We start from the raw sequence: 25950 nt of genomic DNA on the forward strand, positions 1-25950 counted from the left end.
TCTCCTTTAGTGCGGAGTAATAATCATTTGATGTTGTAATTGTGTTAATTGTCTGCGTAAGCGATAGAACTCATCCTTATTTTCAGCATTTGCAAGATTTGCAACTTTTTCTAGTTCCATAAGTGCTTCTTCAATCCCAGCTTGTGCTTGTGAATATTCAATATCATTATAATGCTCTTGTCTCATACCAATTTCTAATTGTGCTACTGCGTAATCATACGCCTCTTTTGCTTTTTGTACTTGGTCTTGTCCGAATGCGCGATCTGTTATTCCCAAGAAAATACCTCCTTCAGACTTTAATGAAGTATCCGATATGTAGGCTACCTCAAGGATAGTATTTCCGAACCTTCACCTGAAAGTACTTTTATTTCTTTACAAATAAGAAAGGTTTTTCCATTTGGTTTTCTTTATATAGCATGATAAAATCGAGAATAGTGACTTAAATTAAGGGAGGGATGAGGAATGACGAAAAACAATCCTTTTCCATATACAATAGATCATAAAAGATATCATTCGTGGAATTACCACTTAAGACAAGAATTCGGCGGGAAGGTTTTTAAAGTTTCAATTGATGCTGGATTTGATTGTCCTAATCGAGATGGTACGGTTGCGTTTGGAGGATGTACTTTTTGTAGCGCTTCTGGTTCAGGTGATTTTGCTGGTGACCGTGCTGAGGATGTTGTAACTCAGTTTCACAAAATAAAAGATAAAATGCATGAGAAATGGCAAAATGGACAGTACTTAGGTTATTTTCAAGCCTATACAAATACACATGCACCAGTAGAAGTATTAAAGCAAAAGTTCGAGCCTATTTTAGAACAAGAAGGTGTTGTTGGTTTATCAATTGCAACAAGACCAGATTGCTTACCGGATGATGTTGTAGAATATCTTGCGGATTTAAATAAACGAACTTACTTATGGGTTGAATTAGGATTACAGACTGTTCATGAGAAAACTGCAAATATTATTAATCGTGCACACGATTATAAAACATATGTAGAAGGCGTTGAAAAGCTAAGAAAGCACAATATTCGTATTTGTTCACATATAATTAACGGGTTACCTCTTGAAACACCGGAAATGATGATGGAAACTGCAATGGAAGTTGCTAAACTTGATATTCAAGGAATTAAAATTCATTTACTCCACCTTCTAAAAGGTACTGCTATGATGAAGCAGTATGAAAAAGGACTTGTTGAATTCATGGATTTTGATGCTTATATTAACTTAGTAGTCGATCAGCTTGAAATCATTCCAAATGATGTAATTGTTCATCGTATAACAGGTGACGGTCCACCAGACTTACTAATTGGACCTATGTGGAGCCTAAAAAAATGGGAAGTATTGAATGCAATTGATCGAGAGTTCGAACGTAGAAATAGCTGGCAAGGTAAATTTGCAAAAAATCGAGTACAATTAACATGATTCTAGAGCGTATTTTACCGTATGCTAGAAAACTCCTACAGTCAGCCGTAAAAGAAGGCGATATTACCGTTGATGCTACAGTTGGTAATGGACATGATACCGTTTTTTTAGCAAAAATAGTTGGCGAAAATGGACATGTATATGGATTCGATATTCAAGATGAAGCAATCCAAAAGACAACTGAAAGAATAGCCAATGAAAATGTAAGCAAACAAGTTACACTTGTACAAAGAAGTCACGCGGATATAAAAGATGTAATTCCAGTTTCATTACACGGCAAGTTAAAAGGTGCAATTTTTAATCTTGGCTACTTACCGGGCAGTGATAAACAGATCGTAACAGTACCCGCGTCAACAATTTCAGCAATTGAACAATTGATTGAAATAATGGCACCTGAAGGAATTGTTGTAGTTGTCATTTATCACGGTCATGAAGGTGGAGATATTGAAAAAGATGCATTGATGAATTTTGCTCAAAACATCCCACAAGACCTTGCACATGTATTAACTTATCGGTTTATAAACCAAGCAAATAATCCCCCTTTCATATTAGCAATCGAGAAAAGGGGTTAAAAAGCCTGTCTAACATTAGACAGGTTTTTTAGATTGTTGAAATATAAAATAATTAAAAGTTAAAATGCTTCTAAGCGATATATTTGTTGGTTTCTTATTAATATGTTATTTATTTGTTCTAATAGATAATTTGTTTATGAAATACCAACTAACTTTAGTAATGGCACTTTTTCAGAATATAAATTATCGAGATGCTAATTGTTTAGAAAGCACCAATTCACTTATTAGTTTATAAGTAGAGGAATTACGGATATTAGCAAAATAAAAGAAGATTTAATTTCTTTTTTAATAGGGAATTAGTAAGATTCTTTATTGCTTGCTTTTTTATTTAGAAGAAGTTGATTGGAACGGAAGGATTTTCGACTCCTATGGGATAAGCGGGAAGGCTGAGACCCCGCAGGCAAGCCGAGGAGGCTCAGGTCTCGCCCCATGGAAAGCGAGAATCCTGCAGTGGAAATCAACAACATACAGCTTCCTTTACATGAAAAAAAAATTATTGATTAATTTACAAGTTCTTTATTAACGCAAATTACTAACCACAGTAAAAACAGTTCATACTCCATGCAAGCAACATTAAAATTTGATTAAGATTTCAATAAATTTTCATTAATGGTAAATTTTTCTTGAATAATTGGTAACCATAAAAAAATCAAAAAGAAAAGGAGTTTTGAAAATGAAAAAAGCTATTTTTACAGGTGCAGTAGTTAGTGTTTTCGCACTTAGTACACTTTCTGTAAATGCCCAAAAAATTGAGGCAGCAAATTATTATGTTCATCCACAACATGACCATGATGCTACAACAAATGATGGTGAACACCATAGACACCACCATCACCACAATAAAAAAGCAAATAAAATGTTAGAAAACCACAAAAAAGAGGTTGTTAAATATGTTTCTAACTATATAAAACAACCTGAAGCTAATATTAATAAAGCAGTTGAGCAACATAAACTAGAAATGAAAAAATTAATTTTTATAGCAGTTGTAGCAAAACTTTCAAATAAACCATTGGAAAATATCATCGCTCAAAAAGATAAAACTAATTCGTTTAAGGATATATTAGATAATAATAATATTAAACGTGAGCAATTCTTTGAAGAAATGAAGAGAGTTCATCAAGATTTATTTTCTCAAATTAAACCAGCTAACTAATTAAAATTTATATCAGGGTGCCATTTAAGTCTATTTACTTATATGGCACCCTTTTAACTGCACTTTTATGCTCTATTCCCTCCTCGAAACCTTCTCTTTACTAAAAGATTCAATATTTGTTTCATCAAGTTTTTTATTCTAAAACATAAAATTTATGACGAATCTAAGCTTTATTAACAAAAAATTATTAATAATTATCTATTTACGGCTTATTAAAGACAACAACTGAATATTATGTAAAGAAAAAATGTGTTAAGCCAGACCACAAAGTAGTTGAAAGATATCATCCAACTCAGGGGCGTGAGGAGTTGACTACAAATCTAAACAATTTAAATAAAATATTTCGGAATACATTTCAATTCATTGTTCGAAATTCGAATTTGGTATTATTATTAATAGGATTAATCGCTATAATCAATTACTGGTCAGTTTTTTATCTAATTTCATTATTTAGAGGATTTCATACGGAATCTTCACAAGTAAATCAGATGACGTTATGGGTAATATATGGCTATTTTTATGGTTTTTTTGGGAGTATGATCTTAATTTTTCTACATAATTTCATTTTAAAATATATGTTATGCTTACGAAAAATTAAAAGTGCAATTTCATTTATACTCCTACACTTTGCTTATTTTTTCTCGCTTATTTTATTGATTCTATTAAACTAAGTTTCTACTTAAATTGTTACCATTTACTTACTTTAGCTTGTTTTCGTATTTAATTTCGGTTTATACTTATAGTAATTAAATGCATCGTTCGGAGGAGCCTGTCACTATAGGGATTAGTATGTACTTTATTTACATACCCTATAGTGGCAGGTTCTTTTTTTATGCGATCAGATAGGAGATGGAGATATGCTTTATGTGCAACTGGCGATAATTTTGATTGCCTCTAAAATTTTTGGGGATTTAAGTACTAAACTTGGTCAACCTGCAGTACTAGGTAAGCTGTTAATAGGGATCATCCTTGGTCCAGCTGTTCTTGGTATTATTACAGAAACGGAAACATTGCATGAAATGAGTGAAATTGGCGTTATTCTACTCATGTTCATTGCTGGTTTAGAAACTGATATTAATGAATTTAAAAGAACTGGTAAAGCCTCTTCTTTAGTAGGATTTTTAGGCATAATTTTCCCGTTATTTTCAGGTTATCTTTATGGAATTGCTATTAATTTAAGCCAATTTGAAGCTATTTTTTTAGGTCTGATTCTTTCTGCAACTAGTGTAAGTATTTCAGTTGCCACACTAAAAGAAATAGGAAAACTAAAGACTAAAGAAGGAGCAACAATTTTAGGTGCCGCCGTAATCGACGATATTGTTGTCATTATTGCATTAGCGTTTGTAATGAGTTTCAGCGGGAGTGCAGTTAGCCTACCAATTCTTCTATTTAAAAAGTTTATATTTTTTACATTTGCCATCTTAATTGGTTGGAAGATTGTACCATGGTTCCTAAAAAAATTTATTAAACTAAATGTTTCAGAAACATTAATCTCTGCTGCTTTAATCATTTGTTTTCTATTCTCAGCCTTCGCAGACAAAACTGGTATTGCTGCAATAATTGGTGCTTATATCGCGGGGATTTCGATTTCCGTTACTAAGTTTAAGCAAGAAGTTTTTGAAAAGGTCGAAACAATTGCATACTCTATATTTGTACCTGTCTTTTTCACATTAATTGGTGTATCAGTTCAATTTACAGGGTTAAGTCATTCAATTCCAACTATTATTATTCTAAGTATGATTGCCCTTTTAACTAAACTAATTGGTGGAGCATTGGGAGCAAAACTTGCTGGATTTCCAACTAAAAATTCATTAGGAATCGGTTCAGCTATGGTATCGCGAGGGGAAGTCGCACTTATCATGGCATCAACAGGTTTAGCAAATAATCTGTTAACTAAAGAAATGTTTGCGATTCTTGTTATAGTTGTGCTCATCACAACCATTGTAACCCCACCACTTATGAAGTTATTTTTTACAGAAAATAATAAAGTTTCAACATCCTGAGCCACAAGATCGTAAAGAAAAAAGAAAAAAGAAATGAAAGCAGTTTGTATAGTTCCGATACAATTGCTTTATTTTTTTTGGCGTGATTCATTAGAAAGAAGACTTTTAAAAATTTCCATTTCAAAATTCATATTTTGTTCATAATCAGTTTATATAATTCGCTTATCAAATGTTGAAAGGATTTAGATAGAGATGGAAAGCATTTCAAAATATAAAGAACCAGTTTTAGCTAATAAGAGCAGAAAAATACTGGTGATGATGGGTTTAATAATTGGACTGATTTTTTCCGAGCTGGATGAAACAGTTGTTAATACAGCAATGCCGACAATTATCCGTGATTTAGGCGGACTAGCCATGTATGGTTGGGTCGGTGGTGTGTATATGTTAACCATGTCTGCATTCATGCCAATATTGGGGAAATTAGCAGATTTAATGGGGCGCAAAAAAATATATTTAATAAGTATGGCCTTTTTCATAGGTGGCTCGATTGTCTGTGGGTTTTCACATTCAATGACACTTCTCCTTATTGGACGCGGAATTCAAGGCTTAGGTGCGGGAGGCTTAATGCCGCTTGCTATGACCATTTCAAGTGATTTATTTCCAGTTGAGCAGCGTGCCAAAGTCCAAGGATTTATGGGACCAATCATGTTTATTCCTATGTTATTAGGACCATTAATGGGCGGATATTTCGTAGATCAAGTAAATTGGCATTGGATTTTCTTTGTTAATATCCCTGTTGGTATTATAGCTGCACTTCTTCTTGCAAGTGGATTACGTGAAACAACAATGAAGAAACAAGTCGTTATTGATTGGGGCGGGGCATTTTTATTAGTTGCTACAATTGTCTCATTGTTAATCACACCAGTTCTTGTTGAAAATAATGGTTACACTTGGGGGTCCCCATTAATTGTTGGTCTTCTTTGTTTAGGAGCCGTTTTAATTGGCGTTTTTATTTGGGTCGAGTCGAAAGTAAAAGAACCAATTGTTCCACTGCATTTGTTTAAAAACCGTAACATACTTGTATTATCTTTAATTGTCTTTACAGTTGGAATCGGCTTAATGGGATCATTTTCTTCCTTCCCATATTTTGCACAAAACGTGCTAGGACTTACTCCAACGCAGGCCGGCTACTTGACATTACCAATGATGGTAGGAGCAGTTGGGTCAGCTATGATCAGTGGATTTCTACTAACAAAAGTGCGCTACCGTGAACTATTTGGTATTGCATTTATTATGCCGATCATCGGATTCTACCTGTTTTCTCATATGAGTATTCATACAACTATTATTCAAATAATTATCTTCTTTTTCATAACAGGTCTTGGGTTAGGAGTATTATTTGGTGGAGATAACCTCATTGTTCAAGAGTCTGTTGAAAAAGAAAATAAAGGAATTGCTCTTTCGACTGTTCCATTATTCCAAACGATCGGTGCTACAGTCGGAGTAAGTCTTTTTGGTAATTTACTATCATCGACACTTATAACCAAATTACAAAGCTTAGGAGATAAACTTCCTGAAAGCATGGCTTCAAATATGAAAGGTTTAGCTGGTGCTGGTGTTCCTCAAGGGTTACCAACTGAACTATTAACACAAATTAAAACATTATTCATTGAATCATTCCAGCATATTTACATGTTCTCATTTATCATCGCGATCATTGCCTTTGTCTTAACTTGGTTTTTGAAAAAAGAAGTTTTATCTACAAAATCAGATGAAGAAGAAATACTAGAAGAAAACATTGTTAAAGAACAGATATAAATAACAGGTAATAACATCAAAAAAAGCCTTTGCTCTCGAAAATGAAGCTAAGGCTTTTTTTGTATATTTAGCATTACTTTTTATTAACTAATGAAACATTATCATTTAAACTGATGCCTTTACTCTTTTGCTACCCGCTTTTAATTCTTTTAATTTAAAATATAACTTAGCATTTCCGTAGAAAAAGAATGACGTTAAACCACCGTTCTTAACAATCCCTCGTCTAATCCTTTTCATTTCATCTGGTCCTGCCATTTTTTTATCAGCCAAGTAAATTCCGAGTAATCCTTGACAAATCATTCTATGAAAACGATAGTCTTTTAAATCCTTTAATGCTTGATTACTTTTAGTTGAAAAATACTCAATTCGCTTTAACATAACCTCTTTAGATGGATAATAACTGCAAAAATTTAAGTCTCCGCCTTCTTCGTCTTCCTTTTGATCAATTACATAATCTAGTAATATATGAAGGCCCTGAACATATGGAAAATAGCTCTTATAAACTTGTTCAAATAAATTCTTGGAGATTGGTTCATTAAACGAATAGGACACTAAACAAAAGATGCCTAAAGTTGAACCTGCACAAGCAGAGAATTCATACCATTCTAAATCAGAAAGCTCTGGCTGGTATTTTTCAAACCAATTCGTTAATCTAGGAACTCGCTCTTCTAGTTTGACGTGCTTATGTATTTGTAATTTACAATAGTAATCAGCAAGTTGAACTAAATAATCTTTAATTCCATCGTAATGCTTAGATTGCTTTAAACTACTATGACATTTTGCAACTAGTGCTTTAAGATAGCCACCATCATCTTGCTCTTCTCTATAGCGATAATATAATTGATCAGATTTTTGACATTTCACAGCATCAATCATCGACTCATGCAATGCTTCAAAATCAACAGGATCCAGTGAAGTACTACGGTCACATAGATTGTCTAAGTAATCACTAATTGTTTGGTACGCAACGATAAACTCAATGACTGGTTTTAGATTTTTTTCAGAAAGTAATGCTAAAATTGCACCACCTTCACAATGAAATGTTTTTGTATCGATACTCATTAACGCTTGTTTTCTTAGTTCGGGATCTGGGATATTCGTTGCAAAATCTCTCCAGTAGTCTAATTCTTGGTGCACAAGAGGAAAGACTGATTTATAAACTTTTGGCATTAATTGAATCGGATTTTTAGGTAGTGACATTTTTTCACTCCTCCCTATTTTCTTTAATTACATATCGTTAAAATAAGTTATACTCATATTGAAGTATATATTATGGAGGTGAACTTCGTTGCTGAGGAAGTTTTATATACAAAATGATTTTTATATGCTTGGCAACGGTATAGTATGATATTACCATACAAAGGGATTCAACCCAAAATCGAACCATCAGCTTTTATCGCTTCAACTGCAACTGTTACCGGTTCTGTCACAATTGGAGCAAATAGTAGTGTATTTTTTGGAGCAGTAATTCGTGGCGACGTAAATGATACAATTATCGGGAATGATGTAAACGTTCAAGACTTATCTGTTCTTCACCAAAGTCCAAAATGCCCTCTAATACTTGAAGATGGCGTAACTATCGGACATAGTGTTATATTACATAGCTGTACAGTTAAAAAAAATGCATTGATTGGTATGGGCTCAATCGTTTTAGACGGTGCTGAAATTGGCGAAGGCGCAATGATTGGTGCAGGTAGCTTAGTTCCAGGTGGAAAAGTAATACCTCCTAATACTTTAGCTTTTGGTAGACCTGCAAAAGTAGTTCGTGAATTAACAGAAGAAGACATTGTCGACATGGATCGTATTCGCAGAGAATACATTGAAAAAGGTCAATACTATAAAAAAGTAGAAGAAGAAAATCTTTCAAAATAATCACGAAAAGGAGAAGAATCTTATTTCTTCTCTTTTTTCTATTTATTGGATATTTTCACCAATTCACCAGACTTAGGTCCATGCACGCCCCCCTCCCCTTACTCCAATCCATTTATTAAAAATTTACATATCTAAATTATTCATTTACAAAAGCTTCTAATTAAATCCATAAACACTTTTTATAATGAAGTTACAACAATCACTAAATGGAGGATGAAAAATGAACGCATTTCTTCAAATGATTCACACATATGAATGCCTTTTATTTTATCGCGTTAATTCATTGTTCCATAAGCGTTACTTGAACTTTTTCTTTAGTAATATTACACATCTAGGTGGAGCTATTTTTACGATCGCATCAGCATTTATTTTAATCCTTTATTCAAAAGGCGCATTACACGAAGCTGCCATTCTATGTTGTTGCACCCTTACTATTAGCCACATTCCTGTACATTTTCTTAAACGCTTTTACCCTCGTAAAAGACCATATTTAAAACTAGAAGGTACTTTTGTTCCAAAAAATCCTTTAAAGGATCATTCCTTTCCTTCTGGTCATACAACGGCAATCATTTCTATTGCGTTACCAATTATGATTTATTTACCGATTACAGCCATTATTTTAATCCCTTTAGTATTGTGTGTTGCTTTCTCTCGAATTTATCTTGGCTTACATTATCCTTCAGATGTGTTTTTCGGTATATTACTCGGAACAATTACTACATTTATTACACAATTTTTTATCTATCATATATGAGGAGGAACATTATGAGAGTAGCTATATTTTCAGACACCTATATCCCTCAAGTTAATGGTGTTGCAAAAACCTTAAATCGTTTTACTAATTATTTAAAAGAAAATGGGCATTCTTACCATGTATTTTCCCCTCAAGTTTTCGATTTACCGTCTACTGAGGATGTGACAAGACTAAAATCAGTACCGCTTAAAATTTATCCTGAATGCAAGATTTCATTTCCTAATCTTTCTAAAATAAAAAAAACGCTTAAGGAATTTAAACCTGATATTATTCATATAGCTACACCATTTACAATAGGATTAAGTGGCCTATATATTGCAAAAAAAATGAAACTTCCTTTAGTTGCTTCATATCATACAAATTTTGATCATTATCTCCAATATTATAATTTAACGTTTTTAGAGAATATTCTATGGAAGTATTTAGATTGGTTTCATAAACCATCACAAAAAATATTTGTTCCTTCAAAAGATACTCTAACCCATCTAGTTACAAAAGGGTTTAATAATCTCTCACTTTGGACTCATGGTGTGGATTGTTCCATATTTCGCCCGAATACTAATCAGAATGAAATTAAACAAAAATATAATATTACTTCAAAATATACGATTTGTTTTGTTGGAAGAATTGCACCTGAAAAAGATTTAGAAACTTTATCTAAAATCATTAGTTATACGAAACAACGATTTGGACATAATTTGACATGGTTAATCGTAGGAGACGGCCCAAAAAAAGAAGAAATGATAAAAAAAACGGGTACCGAGCACATCATTTACACTGGCTATCTTCAAAAAAGTGAATTAGTTGAAATATACGGCATGTGTGATTTAATGGTCTTTCCATCTGATACAGAAACCTTTGGAAATGTAGTGCTCGAAGCAATGGCATGCGGTACCCCAGTAATTGGAGCTAATGCAGGTGGAGTAAAAAATATAATTCGAGATTATTCAACTGGTATTCTTTGTGAACCTCAAAATTTATCGTCTTTTTGCAATGCAATTGAGGGTTGCTTACAAGGCACTGAACTGTTAAAGCATATGTCAAAAAAGGCAAGGGATTATGCGCTAACACAAGACTGGAATAGTATTTTCAATAAATTAGTAATGGAGTTTGAAATGATTATTTCACCACAGCCCCCAATTCTATTATCAAAGAAAGCCTGATAAATTTTTAGGCTTTCTTTTTTCTGAATATTTAAAATTAAACGAAAAGTGGTTTAATCTTCAAGTATATCTTTAATCAACAACTTTGAGTGAATAATGAATAATTCAAAAACAAACAATACATATTGACTAGTTACAAAAGCGATTACCTGCAAGGTCGTTTTTACTTTTCGTACGTATATTTTTACTTTGTAAAACTAGGAGGAAAATAGATGAATATTTCATCGTCAAATAATTTTCAACTATACGGTTTTAATAACTTAACGAAATCATTAAGTTTTAATATGTATGATATTTGCTTTACAAAAACTAAAGAAGAACGAGAAGCATATATTCAGTATATCGATGATCAATATAACGCTGACCGTTTAACAAAAATACTAACTGAAGTTACGCATATTATTGGCGCGCACATCTTAAATATTGCAAAACAAGATTATGACCCTCAAGGCGCAAGTGTTACGATTCTTGTTTCAGAAGGTCCAGTTGATAACCCATCCTCTGAAACGTTTTCCGAATCACCTGGTCCATTACCAGAATTAGTAGTTGCCGCTTTAGATAAAAGTCATATTACCGTTCATACTTATCCTGAATATCATCCAGATGATGGAATTAGTACGTTTAGAGCTGATATCGATGTCTCTACTTGTGGAGAAATCTCTCCTTTAAAAGCTTTAAACTATTTAATCCACCAATTTGATGCTGATATTATGACAATTGATTATCGAGTTCGAGGCTTTACTCGCGATGTGAGCGGTTATAAATTATTTATTGATCATGATATTAACTCAATTCAAAACTACTTTCCTCAAAAAATTAAGGATATGTATCAAATGATCGATGTGAATGTGTTTCAAGAAAATATTTTTCATACGAAATGTAAGTTGAAACAATTTAATTTAGATAACTATCTTTTTGGCTACACAAAAGATAAATTAGACGAAAATGAGATTAAAGAAATTGAAGAAAAAGTGAAATATGAAATGGATGAGATTTTTTACGGAAAAAACCTTTGGAATGGTCCTGATGTGGAGGATATAGATGGATGATGGATCACAGTAAAACACCGCTTTTAACGGAATTAGTCCGTTATGCAAAGGAGGACATTACAAGCTTCGATGTTCCCGGGCATAAAAGGGGAAATTCACTGGAGGAATTAAGAGAACTTTGGAGTGAAATGGCTCTTAAAATGGATGTTAACTCTTCAAAGCGTGTTGATAACTTATCGCATCCAACAGGTGTAATTCAAGAAGCGGAAACTTTACTAGCAGATGCTTTTCATTCCGATCATGCTTATATGTTGGTAAATGGTTCGACTTCTGGTGTTCAATATATGATTATGAGTGCCCTTGAACATGGAGATAAAATTCTCTTACCGAGGAATGTACATAAATCTGCAATAAATGCTTTAATTTTGGCAGGAGCCAAACCAGTATTTATTGAGCCAGAAATTGATTATGAATATGGAATTGTAAATGGTGTTTCAGTAAAATCTGTTCTCCATGCTTTAGATTTAAATTCAGATGTTAAAGCAATCCTGATCATTAATCCAACTTATTTTGGAGCAACGTCGGATTTAAAACAAATTATCGACATAGGTCATTCTCGAGGGATACCTGTTTTAGTAGACCAAGCCCACGGTGCTCACTTTTCGTTTCACCCTGATTTACCAAGTAATGCTGCCCTACTTGGTGCTGACCTAGTTACCCTTAGTTTGCATAAGACTGGCGGTGCTTTAACACAAGCGTCAGTTTTATTGCATAATGATGGGTTAATTACGAAAAATAGAGTCCGCTCTACAATTAATTTATTTCAAACAACATCTGCTTCATATCTACTCATGTGTTCAATTGATGTTGCAAGAAAGAAATTAGTTTTAGAAGGTCAGGAACGCTTTGAAAAATTACTGAATTTAACGAAGAAAGCTAAAGAAGAAATTAACACCATTAAAGGATTAAAATGTATAACTCAAGATTCATATCGGAATGGTGTTGGTGTTTTCGATTACGATGAGCTAAAGCTTGTTGTTAAAGTATCTGATCTTGGACTGTCTGGTTTTAAAGTATACGACATGCTTGCCGAAGAATATAAAATTCAAATCGAACTTGCAGAACCTAATGTCATCTTAGCAATTATTTCATTAGGTGATAATGAAGATACGATTCGGACATTAATTAATGCGTTAAGAGATATTAGTGACCGCCATTACGGAAAACTGCCAAAGCTTGAGACTGATATAAGTGTTGCACTAAAAAATCCTAAAATGGTTATGACACCAAGGGAAGCATACTATCATCCAAAGCGAATTATCTCAATTCACGATGCTAGCGGCTTAATTAGTGGTGAATCCATTATGATTTACCCTCCTGGTATCCCTCTTTGCATACCGGGCGAACTAATTTCAACCGAATTGATTCAGCATTATCTTTATTTAAAAGAAGAAGGAACAATCACAATTAATGATGATGATGATCCTTATGTAATCAAAGTCGTCGATCGAAGTTTGGAGGAAAATTTAATGGATTTATGGTACACAGAGAACCATCAAGAAGATACGAAATTCTCCATCAAAGTTCAGGAACATATCCATTCTGAAAAAAGTGAATTTCAACAAATCGATTTCTTTAGAAGTGAAACATTTGGAACATTCTTTACGCTCGATGGCTATATGATGGTTACTGAAAAAGATGAATTTATCTACCATGACATGATTACGCATGTATCAATGGCTGTTAACCCACAAATTAAAAAAGTATTAATTATCGGTGGCGGCGACGGCGGTACCGCTCGAGAAGTATTACGTTACAAAAATGTAGAAGTTGTAGATATGGTCGAAATTGATGAACGAGTTGTAAGACTGTGCCAACAATACCTACCATTAACAGCTTCAAAATTAGATCAAGATGACCGCTTAACCTTATATTTCGAAGACGGCCTAAAATTCGTCCAAGAAGCTGAAGAAGGATATTACGATCTAATTTTAGTAGACTCAACTGATCCAATTGGGCCAGGAGAAGGACTATTTACAGTAGCCTTCTACAACAACTGCAAACGTGTATTAAGTGAAGAAGGCATCCTAATTAATCAACATGAAAGTCCATACTACGCTAGTTACGCGCACGAAATGAAACGAGCTCATTCAAAAATAAAGGAAACATTCCCTATTTCAAAAGTATACCAATTCCATATGCCAACCTACCCATCCGGACACTGGCTCTTCGGGTTTGCATCAAAAAAATACGACCCTATTAAAGACGTTAAAGCCGATGAATGGAATAAGCTAGGTCTCGAAACAAAGTATTATAATACTGACTTACATGTTGGATGCTTTATGCTCCCTACTTATGTAAAGAAACAGTTGGATCATGATGAGTAATTGAAGAAGACCAGCAAAGTTGTTTTTGCTGGTTTTTTTGTTGTTTTATAAAAGTTTGCCTGTTTTATTAACGCTTCTATCTAAAAGGCGAGTCGTGGCGAAAATTAAGCCACCTATAAAAATTGAATAGTGGAGTTTAGCAATATATCAACGAAAATAGGGCATTTATCAACGGGAATAAGCAATATATCAAAGAGAATAGGCATTTATTAACGAGAATAGGCATTTATCAAAGGAAATAAGCAATTTATCAACGGGAATAAGGCATTTATCAACGAGAACAACCAATATATCAACGAGAATAAGGCATTTATCAACGAGAATACCCAATATATCAACGAAGTTCACAACTTTATCAACAAAGTTCATATAGTGTTCGTATTTTCAGTTTTAACTTTCGTTGTATTTTACTTGCAGAGCCTTCAATAAATGACAGAAAACAGCTTATGCACAAAATTCATTACCTTATGAACAAAAAACTACGCTTTATGCACAAAACCCTCTATTTTATGAACCGAGTTCAAAGCTTTATGAACAAAGTACACAAAATGTTCGCATTACCTAACAAAAAAAGCTGCCTCAAAGGAGACAGCTACGATCAATATTACAGAATTTCTTCATCCTTCGTTCCATTCATCGTAAAGCTGGCTGTTATATTAGCGTTCAATGAATGAGCAACCGAACAATATTTATCTTTTGATAATTTGATTGCTTTTCGAACTTTTTCTGTATCCAATTCTCCGCCTAATATATAGTGCAAATGGATGTCAGTAAATCGTTTAGGATGCTCTTCTGCTCGATCACCATTTACTTCAACTTCGAATGAAGTCAATTTTAATCTCATTTTTTCAAGGATTAATACAATATCAATCGCTGTACATCCTGCGACAGCATTAATTAATAATTCAACTGGAGTAGGTGCGCTATTCTCCCCACCTAAAGACTCAGCAGTATCCATTTTGATTTCGTGGCCAGACGGTGCAGTTCCTGAAAAGGCTAATTTTCCGTCCCATTTAATACTTGTTTTCATCAGATACTTCCCCTTTCAAAACTTAAATCACTACATCTATTTTATTTTTTCATTTCTACTACTAAATAATGTGAAAAATCTTTTGATTTAATTTTGATATTTTCTTCAATGATTTTCGCAGCATCACTAGCTTCTAGTAGTTCTCCATTTACAACTGCATTTCCTTCTAATAAGACTAAATACGCTTGACGACCATTATTTATCTCAAAAGAAATTTCTTCATTTTCATTTAATGCAAGTGAGTAAATATTTGCATCTTGGTGAATTTTAATTGGGGCATTTCCATCAACTGGAGATACCATATGATACCATTTTCCAACTCTATCTTCCCAATCTGAAACTAAGTCACCGTAATTTGGAGTATGACCTGCTTTGTCAGGAATAATCCATAATTGAATTAATCGTAGTGGATCCTTACCTAAATTGTGTTCACTGTGATACACACCTGTTCCTGCACTCATGTATTGAACATCACCACGTCCAATTTCATGTTTATTTCCCATACTGTCAGCGTGAGTTAATTTCCCGTTTATGACATAAGTTATAATTTCCATATCATTATGTGGATGAGTACCAAAGCCTCTGTGAGCTTTAATTAAATCATCATTTAATACTCTTAGTACACCAAAATTCATATTGTTAGGATCATAATAATTTGCAAATGAAAAATGATGAATTGTATTTAACCAACCGTGATCTGCGTGACCTAATTGTTTACTATTGATTTTTTCGAACATGTTTATCGCTCCTTTAATTTTAATAATAAATTCCACACTCAACATTATCTTTAATTCGAGATATTAAACCAAAAAAATCTATGTGCTTATTTGATTACCGTCTACAATTAACTTCGTTTTTACTATATATAATTTATTAAGTTAGTCTAACTCTTACTTATATTGTATCAAATTTTATCTTTAATTCAAGATATTTTTTTAAGAAAGTTTATCAAAACTTTCTCTTTCAAATATAAAAATCCATATGGGGTTTTGTTTGCTTATAATAATTAATTCGATCTTGCAAAGTCCCTGTATGAAATTCAAACTTATGTCCATCTGGATCTGTAAAATAAATTGATTGTTTATCTCTTTGATCTCTTTCGCGACCATTCAATATATTTACATTAAGTTCTAGCAATTTATCGTACATTTTTTCAAAGTCTTCTTCATCAATTGTAAAAGCCATATGTGTGTAAGATTGATGAATTTCATTTCTAGATATATTCTTTTCTTCATTTAAAGCAAGCCAAATACCATTTAAATCAAAATATGCAGTTGTTCTACCCTTCACTAATAAAGTTGCATTAAATACATTCTTATAGAAATCGATCGCTTTTTCTAGATTTGATACAGAAAATAACAAATGATTGATTCCTTTAATCTCCATCATACTCCCTCATTTCATAGCGTTTTAAATGCTCCATTCAAACCATTTCCCATGACCTTCAGTTTCCCCTACTACTTTCTCATACTTAATCCCATCAATGTAGTAGTCCATATGTAGTTTTCGATCCCAAATATTATTATATAGATGAAATACATCTCGTTTTTTACTAATATCTTCTACAGTTTGTAGTAAACTTTGTTTTCCTTCAACTGGTATTTGATTTGCCACATGTGTGTGAAAAATACATAGAATGGAATCATTTGATAGTTGTTTAACTACCTCTGGAATGATTTTAACTCCATCTGCTTCTATTAAATTGATTTCATTTTCCTTCATACAGTTAACGGCTTTTTCAAATAATTCTCTTCGTTCAATATGCTCTGGCCAAATTAAGGCTTTTAGCCATAAATAGTCTTCTTCGTTTGATAGATTATTAATATGTAGGTCTATTCCATATCGATCAACAACTGGAGGCGCCGTATCTAATAATGAGAGCATAGCTGGTGTTTTATCTTTTACTTCTGATTGAATTAGAACTTTGGATGTTAATTTCCCATAAAGTTCTTCACTTAAATTATAAGAATACTTGTATTGATCCCATAATAGCTGAAGTCCAGCACTTGTTCCTATTTCGATTAATGATATCGGTTTATTGACCTTTTTATAAATATAAGAGAAGCATGGATAAAGATAAGCACAACGTCTAACTTCATTCGTTTGGACCATTTTCGTTTGGATCAAATGAATAATTTCATTTCTAAACTTTTTACAAAAATCCTGGAAATATAGATAGGAGTCTTTAAATCCTTTTGGAGCATCTACTAAACTTGGATAGAATTCCTTTAACGGATGAGGTTTACCAGACATTAATAAATAATGAACCGAACCAAATAATAAATTAGGAACAGGCTGACCGTCTTGAGCATAAGAACACAGATCAAGTACTTCTTCGTCTTCTGCAATTTTTAATGATAAATATTCATATAAGCTACTAGAATTTTCACATTCATATTTTGCGAATTGTTTAAAACGTTGCTTCAGCTGATTATTCATCTCAATCATCCTTAATATTTTAATTTTTCAAACTTCTATATACATAATAAGGTATAATTTGCTTATTGTACTACGAGTGTTGATTTTAAATAAAAACTTTGAGGTGATTAATTTGATGTCCAGACCAGAATCAAACGAATATAACCCACACTTTAAAGGTTATATTGGCCTAGTTCCTGAAGGTCACTTACGGGATATTTTACGAAAGCAATTAGAGGAATCCATTAGCTTTTTTAAGGCAATCTCTAAAGAAAAATCTGAGTATCGTTACGCAGAAGATAAATGGAGTATTAAAGAAGTCCTTGGACATTTAGTAGATTGCGAACGAATCATGTGCTATCGTCTATTGGCAATTGCAAGAGGAGACCAATCTCCTTTACCATCTTTTGATGAAAATGCTTATAATGAAAATGCAAAATTTAATCGTCTCGAGTTAGAGCAAATTATTAATGAATATGAAACTGTACGTCTAGCTACTTTATCTTTGTTAGCAAATTTATCTGATGAAACATTAGAACTTGAGGGTACAGTATTAAATCACCCAACAACACCAAGAGCTATTGCTTATATTATTGCAGGTCATGAATTACATCACTTAAAAATCATCAACGAACGTTATCTTTAAATGAAAAGAAGAGCAGGAAACTTGTCCTGCTCTTTCCCTTTTAATTTTATGAAAAACGACTTTGTAAACGATTTGCTTCAGCGATTACTTTTTCCTCATCGATTGTTAAAGAAATTCGATCTTTTACGATTGCTTTTCCATCAATAAAAACATCACATACATCGCTTCCACGTGCAGCGTATAGTAAGTGTGAATACGCATTACTTAATGGTTGTAAATGTTCTTTATCAAATGGATAAATTGTAATAAAGTCTGCTTTCTTATTTGCTTCAAGGGAGCCAGTATGACCCATTCCAATCACTTCTGCGCCACCGCGAGTAGCCAAGGTTAATGCCGTTTGTGCCGAGAATTTCGTAGCATCTTTATACATCCCTTTTTGTAGCAATGCAGCAGTTCTTACTTCTTCAAACATATCAAGATTGTTATTTGATGCTGTGCTATCAGTTGCGATACCGACTTTTACTCCTGCTCCTAGTAGACTAATAACATCCGCTACGCCAGAACCTAATTTCAAATTACTAATTGGATTATGAGCAACACGTACATCGTATTCCTTTAAGATTGCTCTTTCTTCATCATTTAGTACTACACCGTGAGCCATGACTGTCGGTTGATTAAATACACCTAATTTTCGAAGATGTTCGACAGGACGATTCGAATAACGAGTTTGGATATCTTGAATTTCATAATCTGTTTCAGATACATGAATGTGCATCATTAAGTCATTTTCTTTTGCGATACGCGCACTCTCAATTAAAGCTTCAGGAGTACAAGCATATGGACTATGAGGTGCAACCATCGTTGTCAAACGGCCATTAGCAAAGTTTTTATAATCAATTGAAAACTGCTCAGCACCTTTTAGATTCATTCTTTGCTCTTCTTCTGTTCCAAAGCTAAATATTGAATATGAAAATGCCCCGCGAATTCCAGTTTCACCAATTGTCTCCATTACAACATTTGGATCGATACCATTAGGGTTAAACATATCAGAGAACGTAGTAGTTCCTGACTTTACCATTTCCAAAATACCTAGTTGTGCACTTACTGAAGCAATCTCAGTCGTATATTGTCTTTCAATCGGCCATATTTTTGTTTCTAGCCAAGGCTTTAATAACATGTCATCCCCAATCCCACGTAAAAGTGTCATGAGTATATGAGAATGCGTATTTACAAGACCTGGCATCACCCATTTCCCCTGAAGATTAACTACTTGATCAGCATCCTTCATTAACTCTTCAGAATGGTTTCCAACATAAGTAATTAATTGATCTTCTACAATCATCATACCGTTATCAAAAATTTGATTTTCCTTATCCATTGTAAAAATCGTTGCATTTATATAAACTGTTTTCATTATTTTTTCCCCCTTAATTATTAGAAAATAAAAAAAATCCTGATTACGAAGAAGGATGTAAATACATTACATTCTTTTTCGTAATCAGGATTTTACGGTTCCTGGTAGAGACCCTCATACCATATCAATGAGGTTATACAATTGGTTTATGTTTTTATATAAAATCATATTAAACGATTAATTAGTAAAGTTCAAGAATTTCTATAAATTGGTATTTTAAATGCGAGCTAATAAGATCAATTTGTCTTTTAAGCACCCTTTAACATCATAAAACTATATGCATAAATTGATTTACCTTTTTTAGTCACTTGAGTCATGATCTCGTTTATTCCTTTAATCTCTTGATGTGTTTCTAATTTTCCTGTTTTGAGATTGTAAACCTCAATTGAAAATTTATTATTTTTAGGATTATTTCTAAAATAATAGACGTAATTACCTTGAAAATAAACTTGTTCGTTATAATACAATACTGTTTTGTCTGCATCGATCAATGAAAATTTCTTTTGGACTTGTTCAGTTTCTGTATTAAATGTATAAACATCACCTAATCCATCAATATAAAAAAGCTCACCGTTAAAAAGATATGCAGACTGTTTAGTATTATAGACGATCGTGCTTCTAACATCTTCAATATTAGAATAGTGTACAAGTGGCAATGTGTCTAATCTAAATGTTTTCTTATCAATCCTTAACAGAATTTCGTCCTTGTTATGTTCATCACTTGATGCATTTGAAGCGATTATGTAATAAAAATGTTGATCCGCTAATACTTGTGAATCTGGGCTTACTTCATCTTTTGTTTCAAATTTACATAATTGTTTGATAGCTATTTTATTATTTAAAACTACTTCTTGTAAGTTGAATTCTTTTGGCATTTTTGGATTATTCGTTACGATATAAATATTCTCGCCGACTAGACCAGAAGCTACTATATAGCTAGGTATCGTGCCTGTCTGGAAACCATTTTTATTTCCAAAACGAACATCCGAGTTATATCCACCAGTTTTACTGAATCCACTGTTATAAATACTAAAGAATAGATCTTTTCCTTTTATATAACCAGATCGTTCCCCAGTATATTCGCTTTTCCTCATTTGAAAATCCTTGTATTCGTCACCAAGAATTTGAATATGATTTTTATCTTCTAGAAATACTTGATTCGGACTTTTTGTGACAGATCCAAGTTCTAAACCTTTCATTTTTGCACTTTTTGCTTGTCCATTTTCATCAACAAACACTGCGTAACTCAAGCCATCTCCATTTATATCTTGATCAGCAGTAGTTGAAAAGTAAATAACTGCACGTTTATCTTTTAAGAAACTAGTCCTTGTTAATTCATCTTCTTTTGCAATCACTTTCGCACTAGAATCCCAAGCATATACATAAAACCAATAACCTCCGCCTAAACAGAGCGCCACTATAAAGCTGATAATTAAAATCCTTGTTTTCATAATTCCTCCAACATTAACGATCTTCTAGTTCTTAATAATGAATACCGTTTACAATTATATTTACTAAACTACAACAAATCTACCATTTTTTACCAAAACAGTTATATTTAACTGTTATAAATTTTTAATAAATAAGGATTTTCTCTTAATCATTTCTTGAAAATGGCCAAAAAAAAGGAGCCGAAATTGACTCCATTCGCTCCAATATACTCTCTATTCTATTTTCCCAAGTATTCGTATAATCTTGTGCATTGAGTAGTCTAAATCTAGCAAGTCTTCTTCATCAAGCTGCCCAACCCGTTCGATAAAAATATGATAAAAATCTTCCCAACGTTTAGAGACAACCTTTTTCCCTTTTTCTGTCAGTACAATTTTTACGCTTCGTTTATCATTAGCATCTTGAATTTTGGATACATACTCTTTTTCTTCTAATTTCATAATTAACGGGGTCATTTGCTGCTTGGAAATACTTATATTTTGAGCTAGCTCTGTAAGTGAGATTCCATCAGGTGTTTGAAATAATTCCTCAAGTATATGACTTTGCAAATGGGTTAACTCAGACTGTTTATTCTTTAGTGAATTTTTTGAACCTGGCTTGTTAAACTTATTAAAAACTAGCGGGAGTAATTGGATAAATTTCTCTGCTATTTGGTGTGTTTTCGAATTCGTCATGCGACTTTCATACCTTCCTGTACAAAAATTTCCAAATTGACACATAGTAAATAAAGGTTTATTATTTATTCGACCTTAGTTTAGATTATACCACATTTTACAAATAAACCATATTTAAAATAGTAAACAATAATTTACTATAAAAAAGGAGAGGTATTATGAAATCAAACGGATTAACTTTCGGAATCTATCCCCTTAGCGTAGCCGGTACACCTATAGGATTAGCTACTGGACCAGAAGATAATTATGAAAAAATATCATCCGCACTCAAAGAGCTTAAAGGTAATGCTAAACAGCTTTTACCTAGAATGTATGCAGTCTATATGGGTCCAGAAACGGAAGAAAAAGTATTTAATTCTTTAAATCGCTATAAGAACGCTGGGTTATTAGGTGATTTAACAATTGGATGCCTTATGGAGCAAAGCCTGTCACTAGAATATTGGTTGAATTTCGTTCGTAAAGTAATTAAAGAATATGGTCCTTTTCTTGAATCAATTCAAATTACGAACGAACCTAATTTATCGTTTATGGATGGATCGAAACCATATGTATTTGAAGCACTTGTACAAGGAATACTCATTGCAAAAGAAGAAATAACAAAAAATAATTTAAAAGTTAAAATCGGGTTTGGTTCGGTTCCTGAAGGAGAAAAAACAATTCCACATTTTTGGGAGAACCTAATGAAAATTGGTGGGGATGAATTAATTCATTCAATTGATTATGTTGGTCATAATTTTTATGTGGATGTATTTGAGGAACCACTGGAAATTGAGGAAATTGCAGTCTCAGTAGAGAATATACTACGTAAGTTTCGAGAGACATTAAATCGCAATGGATTCCCTACAACACTTCCAATTCACATTACGGAAAATGGATGGCCAACCGGGAAAAATCCGTTTATTCAAATAGAAAGATCGTATGCAAAGCAATCAGACGTCCTTGAAAAAGTTGTTCGAACGGTCTACGCACTTCGCCAGGAACTAAATATTACTCATTATGAATTTTTCGGTTTAAGGGATGCTGATAGCTCAAAAGACGATCTATTTCATCAATTTGGCATTATGAAGGATGATTATTCACCTAAGCCAGCTTTTTACACCTATCAAAAATTAGTTCATGAATTAAGCAAGTAGATCGATTTTTCATCTTTTGAATGAAGTTAGTCAAATCGTTAAGACTAACTACTATGAAGAATTTCTTCAAGTTTCTACTATATATATGGAGGTAATAATTTGACTAAACAAAATAAACCCCTTATAAATGAAGAGCAAATGAAAATACAAGCGAACCTTAATAATCTCGACCCTGGTCATTCAGTGGATGAACTTCGCAAAATTGAAACAGCAAATATGATTTTAGCTGGTGAAGAAATAAGACAGCAAAATGAAAATCTATAAAAAAGATTGCAAATTTAGGAATCCCTCAAAATCAATTTTTGAGGGATTCCTAAATTATGATTTTAAAGTTGATTATTACCCCTAATATTAATTACTACATTCCCCTTCTTATGGCCTTGTTCTACATAATGATGTGCTTCAGCAATTTGATCAAGTGGGTAATGCCGATCAATCACAGATGTTAATTTACCCGCTTCAATAAGTGCTTTAATATAATTCAAATCTTCCTTGTTCATATTTGCTACTCCAAGGATGGCTTTTTCATTACTGGTCAAATTACTCCAAAATGCTTTAAAGTACACTGAGGGCTTCCATACTGCACTTAATAAATAGGTCCCATCTTTATTCAGTAATTTTTTACAGTCTGAAAAAGAAGTCTTGCCTACCGTATCAAAAATAATGTCATAAGTTTTCCTACTTTTCGTAACGTCTTCCTTTGTATAATCTACCACTTCTATTGCTCCAAGAGATCTGACCAACTCTAAGTTTGATGTACTACACACAGCAGTAACTTCTGTGCCGAAATATTTTGCGAGTTGTATCGCATAAGTTCCTACACTTCCCGAAGCACCATAAATAAGCACACTTTGCCCGTTTTGGATAATACTCCTTCTTAAAAAATGTAGTGCCGTAATTGCCCCGACAGGCACAGCTGCAGCTTGCTCGAATGACATATTAATTGGCTTTTTGGTAAGCACTCCTTGCTCAGGTAAAGAAATATATTCAGCATTAGCACCAAAAGAAAATCCGCTATACCCGAAAATATGATCACCTGTTTTAAAATTTTTCACTTTTTTCCCAACTGTGACGATTTCTCCTGCTAGCTCACAACCAGGTATTTTATTTCTCGGCTTTGTTAGGCCAAACATAAGTCGAGAAGGTAGCCAATACATAAAAGGGAATTCTGAGGCTCGTAGTTTTACATCTCCTGCTGTTACGGTTGTTGCGTGTATTTTTATCAACACTTCATCATCATTTATTGTAGGTTTTTCAACTTCTTTTAGCTGTAGAACTTCTGGTGGACCGTATTTTGTATAAATTATTGCCTTCATAGGTTCCTCCATTTAAAACTTTGATTTAGTCATTTAAACCTATGAAAAATCATTTTTAAGTATGCCTATCTATATTTGTCTTCTATTAGAATGTAACTCTGTATAAACAAAAAAAGACTGAATACAGCAAATGCCGTATTCAGCCTTAAACTTATTATTATAGACCTGCTTCAGTTTTTAAAACTTCTGCTTTGTCAGTACGCTCCCAAGGAAGATCGATATCTGTACGGCCGAAGTGACCATAAGCAGCAGTTTGTTTGTAAATCGGACGACGTAAGTCAAGCATTTTGATAATTCCAGCTGGACGTAGGTCGAAGTTGTTGCGAATTACTTCAACTAGTTTTTCTTCTGAAACTTTACCTGTACCAAAAGTATCAATAGCGATTGAAACTGGTTTAGCTACACCAATTGCATATGCTAATTGAACTTCAGCTTTATCAGCTAAGCCAGCAGCTACGATGTTTTTCGCAACGTAACGTGCAGCGTAAGCAGCAGAACGGTCAACTTTAGTTGCATCTTTACCAGAGAATGCGCCACCACCGTGACGAGCATATCCACCGTAAGTATCAACGATAATTTTACGACCTGTTAAACCTGCATCACCTTGAGGTCCACCAATTACGAAACGACCTGTTGGGTTGATAAAGAATTTTGTATTTTCATCAATTAACTCAGCTGGTACAACTGGTTTAATTACAAGTTCTTTAATATCATTTTCGATTTGAGCTTGAGTAGCTTCTGGACCATGTTGTGTTGATACAACGATTGCATCAATACGAACTGGTTTGTTGTTTTCATCATACTCAACAGTTACTTGAGTTTTACCGTCTGGACGTAAGTAAGAAACTGTTTCATTTTTTCTAACTTCCGTTAAACGGCGAGCAATTTTGTGTGATAATGAAATTGGAAGTGGCATTAATTCAGGTGTTTCATTTACAGCAAAACCGAACATTAAACCTTGGTCACCTGCTCCGATTGCTTCGATTTCTTCATCTGACATGCTACCTTCACGTGCTTCTAACGCTTGGTCTACACCTAAAGCGATATCTGCTGATTGCTCATCGATAGAAGTTAAAACTGCACATGTATCTGCATCAAATCCGTATTTTGCACGATCATAACCGATTTCACGGATTGTTTCGCGAACGATTTTTGGAATATCTACATAAGTAGAAGTTGTGATTTCACCTGCAACAAGTACTAGACCTGTTGTAACTGATGTTTCCGCTGCTACACGAGCATTCGGATCATTTGCTAAAATTGCATCAAGAATTGAATCTGAGATTTGGTCACAGATTTTATCTGGATGTCCTTCTGTAACTGATTCTGAAGTAAATAAACGACGTTGTGACATTGAGTCCCCTCCTAAATTGAATTGACGGATCTCTTTTTTCTCAACATAAGAATAAAAAGTTTGTTCCTATTCCTATGTTTCCCATTTAAGATAAAGATAACTCAGTGTAAATTACGAAATTGCCACTGTATTTAAGTTTTGAGCAAAAAAAAAGCCTTCCTCTTATCAAATATTACCTGAGGAAAGGGTTCTTGGTTATTTGCCTTTCGCTCTTATCGTTCAAGACATAAAAAAAAGTCTTGCATCAGGTTCAGCACCTTTCACTAAAAGTGAGGTTGCTGGGCTTCGTAGGGCCTGTATCCCTCCACCTACTCGGGATAAGAGAGTATCCGTATGAAAAGTATCATATTAAAATTTCACTTTCTTGTCAACAACTTTTATCATTACTTATGACATAATTCTACAATAACTTTTAATTTCTATTTAAATGGAAATTACTATTTATCATATTCTATTGACGAAATTACACCTATTAATTAAATCATTTTACTCAAATTTAT

At 33.3% G+C, this 25950-nt stretch carries 24 protein-coding genes and 2 riboswitches; of the genes, 13 read left to right on the top strand and 11 right to left on the bottom strand.

The window, feature by feature from the left end; translation table 11 throughout:
- Positions 1 to 6 precede the first annotated feature (6 nt).
- On the bottom strand, positions 7 to 276 hold the full coding sequence (locus tag CN692_RS12775) for a YtzC family protein (protein ID WP_257131640.1): 270 nt from the start codon (positions 274 to 276) through the stop codon (positions 7 to 9).
- A gap of 186 nt (positions 277 to 462) precedes the next feature.
- On the opposite strand from CN692_RS12775, the gene CN692_RS12780 reads away from it, so the two are divergent.
- The 5 genes from CN692_RS12780 (at position 463) to CN692_RS12800 (ending at position 6911) form a co-directional block, all read left to right on the top strand.
- Positions 463 to 1425: a TIGR01212 family radical SAM protein gene (locus CN692_RS12780; protein ID WP_098119547.1), complete on the top strand. Its 963-nt coding sequence runs from the start codon at positions 463 to 465 to the stop codon at positions 1423 to 1425.
- Positions 1422 to 1997 carry a class I SAM-dependent methyltransferase gene (locus tag CN692_RS12785; RefSeq protein WP_098119548.1) on the top strand — a complete coding sequence of 192 codons (576 nt, stop codon included), beginning with the start codon at positions 1422 to 1424 and terminating at the stop codon, positions 1995 to 1997. The genes CN692_RS12780 and CN692_RS12785 overlap by 4 nt, the downstream gene beginning before the upstream one ends.
- A 673-nt stretch (positions 1998 to 2670) precedes the next feature.
- A complete protein-coding gene (locus tag CN692_RS12790; protein WP_098119549.1) occupies positions 2671 to 3150 on the top strand; it encodes a hypothetical protein in 480 nt (159 codons plus the stop codon).
- 857 nt (positions 3151 to 4007) lie between these two features.
- Positions 4008 to 5153 carry a cation:proton antiporter gene (locus tag CN692_RS12795; RefSeq protein WP_098119550.1) on the top strand — a complete coding sequence of 382 codons (1146 nt, stop codon included), beginning with the start codon at positions 4008 to 4010 and terminating at the stop codon, positions 5151 to 5153.
- 192 nt (positions 5154 to 5345) lie between these two features.
- The gene (locus CN692_RS12800) at positions 5346 to 6911 is read left to right on the top strand and encodes an MDR family MFS transporter (protein ID WP_098119551.1); all 1566 of its coding nucleotides are present in this window, start codon (positions 5346 to 5348) and stop codon (positions 6909 to 6911) included.
- Between the two features lie 105 nt (positions 6912 to 7016).
- Here the strand turns inward: CN692_RS12800 and CN692_RS12805 are convergent, their stop codons facing one another.
- Entirely contained in the window at positions 7017 to 8111 is a 1095-nt protein-coding gene (locus CN692_RS12805; protein ID WP_098119552.1) for a tetraprenyl-beta-curcumene synthase family protein, read from the bottom strand.
- A gap of 144 nt (positions 8112 to 8255) precedes the next feature.
- On the opposite strand from CN692_RS12805, the gene CN692_RS12810 reads away from it, so the two are divergent.
- From CN692_RS12810 to speE, 5 genes are all read left to right on the top strand, one after another.
- Positions 8256 to 8783, top strand: a complete 528-nt coding sequence (locus tag CN692_RS12810) for a gamma carbonic anhydrase (protein WP_098119553.1) — start codon at positions 8256 to 8258, stop codon at positions 8781 to 8783.
- Between the two features lie 220 nt (positions 8784 to 9003).
- Complete coding sequence (locus CN692_RS12815; RefSeq protein WP_098119554.1) at positions 9004 to 9537, top strand: phosphatase PAP2 family protein; 534 nt, start codon at positions 9004 to 9006, stop codon at positions 9535 to 9537.
- Positions 9538 to 9548: 11 nt separating this feature from the next.
- Positions 9549 to 10700: a glycosyltransferase family 4 protein gene (locus tag CN692_RS12820; protein ID WP_098119555.1), complete on the top strand. Its 1152-nt coding sequence runs from the start codon at positions 9549 to 9551 to the stop codon at positions 10698 to 10700.
- Positions 10701 to 10912: 212 nt separating this feature from the next.
- Positions 10913 to 11749, top strand: a complete 837-nt coding sequence (gene speD, locus CN692_RS12825) for an adenosylmethionine decarboxylase (RefSeq protein WP_098119556.1) — start codon at positions 10913 to 10915, stop codon at positions 11747 to 11749.
- Entirely contained in the window at positions 11749 to 14076 is a 2328-nt protein-coding gene (gene speE, locus CN692_RS26470; protein WP_218923549.1) for a polyamine aminopropyltransferase, read from the top strand. The genes speD and speE overlap by 1 nt, the downstream gene beginning before the upstream one ends.
- A 604-nt stretch (positions 14077 to 14680) precedes the next feature.
- On the opposite strand, the gene CN692_RS12840 is transcribed toward speE, so the two are convergent.
- The 4 genes from CN692_RS12840 to CN692_RS12855 all read right to left on the bottom strand — a co-directional run bounded on the left by CN692_RS12840 (position 14681) and on the right by CN692_RS12855 (position 17551).
- Positions 14681 to 15106: an OsmC family protein gene (locus CN692_RS12840; RefSeq protein WP_098119557.1), complete on the bottom strand. Its 426-nt coding sequence runs from the start codon at positions 15104 to 15106 to the stop codon at positions 14681 to 14683.
- A 41-nt stretch (positions 15107 to 15147) separates the two neighbouring features.
- Entirely contained in the window at positions 15148 to 15843 is a 696-nt protein-coding gene (locus CN692_RS12845) for a pirin family protein (protein ID WP_098119558.1), read from the bottom strand.
- A 226-nt stretch (positions 15844 to 16069) separates the two neighbouring features.
- Complete coding sequence (fosM, locus tag CN692_RS12850) at positions 16070 to 16492, bottom strand: FosM family fosfomycin resistance protein (RefSeq protein WP_098119559.1); 423 nt, start codon at positions 16490 to 16492, stop codon at positions 16070 to 16072.
- A 24-nt stretch (positions 16493 to 16516) separates the two neighbouring features.
- Positions 16517 to 17551: a DUF2332 domain-containing protein gene (locus tag CN692_RS12855; RefSeq protein WP_373605035.1), complete on the bottom strand. Its 1035-nt coding sequence runs from the start codon at positions 17549 to 17551 to the stop codon at positions 16517 to 16519.
- A 109-nt stretch (positions 17552 to 17660) separates the two neighbouring features.
- Between CN692_RS12855 and CN692_RS12860 the strand changes: the two genes are divergently transcribed.
- Positions 17661 to 18170 carry a DinB family protein gene (locus CN692_RS12860; protein ID WP_257144025.1) on the top strand — a complete coding sequence of 170 codons (510 nt, stop codon included), beginning with the start codon at positions 17661 to 17663 and terminating at the stop codon, positions 18168 to 18170.
- A 46-nt stretch (positions 18171 to 18216) separates the two neighbouring features.
- Here CN692_RS12860 and CN692_RS12865 read toward each other — a convergent pair whose 3' ends face one another.
- The 3 genes from CN692_RS12865 to CN692_RS12875 form a co-directional block, all read right to left on the bottom strand.
- On the bottom strand, positions 18217 to 19542 hold the full coding sequence (locus CN692_RS12865) for an amidohydrolase family protein (RefSeq protein WP_179874434.1): 1326 nt from the start codon (positions 19540 to 19542) through the stop codon (positions 18217 to 18219).
- Positions 19543 to 19585: 43 nt separating this feature from the next.
- Positions 19586 to 19685: riboswitch (purine riboswitch) on the bottom strand.
- Positions 19686 to 19772: 87 nt separating this feature from the next.
- Complete coding sequence (locus CN692_RS12870; RefSeq protein WP_098119563.1) at positions 19773 to 20975, bottom strand: hypothetical protein; 1203 nt, start codon at positions 20973 to 20975, stop codon at positions 19773 to 19775.
- A 213-nt stretch (positions 20976 to 21188) separates the two neighbouring features.
- Positions 21189 to 21647 carry a MarR family winged helix-turn-helix transcriptional regulator gene (locus CN692_RS12875; RefSeq protein ID WP_098119564.1) on the bottom strand — a complete coding sequence of 153 codons (459 nt, stop codon included), beginning with the start codon at positions 21645 to 21647 and terminating at the stop codon, positions 21189 to 21191.
- Positions 21648 to 21805: 158 nt separating this feature from the next.
- Between CN692_RS12875 and CN692_RS12880 the strand changes: the two genes are divergently transcribed.
- Positions 21806 to 22780: a hypothetical protein gene (locus CN692_RS12880; RefSeq protein ID WP_098119565.1), complete on the top strand. Its 975-nt coding sequence runs from the start codon at positions 21806 to 21808 to the stop codon at positions 22778 to 22780.
- Between the two features lie 99 nt (positions 22781 to 22879).
- On the top strand, positions 22880 to 23044 hold the full coding sequence (locus CN692_RS26165; RefSeq protein ID WP_179865669.1) for a hypothetical protein: 165 nt from the start codon (positions 22880 to 22882) through the stop codon (positions 23042 to 23044).
- A gap of 62 nt (positions 23045 to 23106) precedes the next feature.
- Here the strand turns inward: CN692_RS26165 and CN692_RS12885 are convergent, their stop codons facing one another.
- Together CN692_RS12885 and metK are read right to left on the bottom strand one after the other, a co-directional pair.
- Positions 23107 to 24096 carry an NAD(P)-dependent alcohol dehydrogenase gene (locus CN692_RS12885; protein ID WP_098119566.1) on the bottom strand — a complete coding sequence of 330 codons (990 nt, stop codon included), beginning with the start codon at positions 24094 to 24096 and terminating at the stop codon, positions 23107 to 23109.
- A 157-nt stretch (positions 24097 to 24253) separates the two neighbouring features.
- The gene (gene metK, locus CN692_RS12890; protein WP_098119567.1) at positions 24254 to 25450 is read right to left on the bottom strand and encodes a methionine adenosyltransferase; all 1197 of its coding nucleotides are present in this window, start codon (positions 25448 to 25450) and stop codon (positions 24254 to 24256) included.
- Between the two features lie 209 nt (positions 25451 to 25659).
- Positions 25660 to 25774: riboswitch (SAM riboswitch) on the bottom strand.
- Positions 25775 to 25950: the final 176 nt, after the last annotated feature.

This window comes from Bacillus sp. AFS002410 (assembly GCF_002556365.1).
Lineage (GTDB): Bacteria > Bacillota > Bacilli > Bacillales > Bacillaceae_G > Gottfriedia.